The 1,181-nt window shown below is 52.4% G+C and carries 1 protein-coding gene; it reads left to right on the top strand.

The features are described from left to right. Positions 1–23: 23 nt before the first annotated feature. The coding region (locus tag ACR0P9_RS12950) for a M3 family oligoendopeptidase (RefSeq protein ID WP_432620790.1) at positions 24–1,181 on the top strand (1,158 nt) is incomplete at its 3' end.

The raw sequence follows: 1,181 nt of genomic DNA, 5'->3' as shown, positions 1-1,181 counted from the left end.
TTTTCACAGGAGGTTTCAATACCATGGAAAAGAAAATTCCTGTCCGCAGCGAAGCGGACCCGAAATATACTTGGGCACTGGAAGATGTCTATGCAAACAACGATTTGTGGAAGGCCGATTTGGAAAAAGCCCGTGCCCTGCCGGAACAGCTCGCAGCCTACAAAGGCCATTTAGGCGACAGCGCACAGAAATTATTGGAATTTTTGCAGCTCGGCGATGACATTAGCGTGTTATTTGATGCCCTGTACGGCTATGCCCAGCGCAGAAGCGATGAGGACACCGCCAACTCTCTGTATCAAGGCATGACCTCTCAGGCAATGAGCGCGATGGTCGCTGTCGATGCAGCAAGCTCCTTTGAAACGCCGGAGCTGCTGGCGATTCCGGATGAAACGCTGGAACAGTTTTACAAAGACGAGCCTGCACTGGAAACCTATCGTCTGTGCTTGACGCGCATTCGCAACAAGCGTGCACACATTCTGTCCGACGCGGAAGAAAAGCTGCTCGCTGCCGCCGGAGAGATGTCGCAGGCACCGGACAGTGTCTACTCTGTTTTTGCCGATGCTGACCTGAAGTTCCCGGCGGCTATCGACAAAGACGGCAACTCTCATCCGGTCACACATGGCACGTATATTCCGCTCATGCACAGTGCAGACCGCGTGCTGCGCAAATCTGCATTTGAATCTCTGTACAGCGTATACGGTCAGTTCCGCAACACAGCCGCTGCTCTGCTCTCTGCCCAGGTCAAGCAGTTGAAGTTCTATGCAGATGCCCGCAAATACGACTCGACCTTACAGGCATCTCTGGACGGCAACTATGTGCCGACCGAAGTATACACCAATCTGATTTCTGCCGTACACGAGAATATGGCTCCGATGTATCGCTATGTCGATCTGCGCCGCAAGCTGCTCGGTGTTGACGAGCTGCACATGTACGATCTATACACACCGATTGTCAGCGATGTCGATGTGGATATTCCTTACGAAGAAGCCAAGCAGACGGTATATGACGCCCTCGCTTGCATGGGCGATGACTATCGCGCCATTCTTAAAGAAGGCTTTGACAACCGTTGGATTGATGTCTATGAGAACGTCGGCAAGTGCTCCGGTGCATACTCTGCCGGTCTGCGCAAGCATCCATATGTTCTGCTCAATTATTCGGGCACACTGGACAGCATGTTTACG

This window comes from Butyricicoccus sp., assembly GCF_050872565.1.
Lineage (GTDB): Bacteria > Bacillota > Clostridia > Oscillospirales > Butyricicoccaceae > Butyricicoccus_A.
Note: the sequence above shows the minus strand (reverse complement) of the source record. Positions and strands in the feature narration are given on the sequence as shown.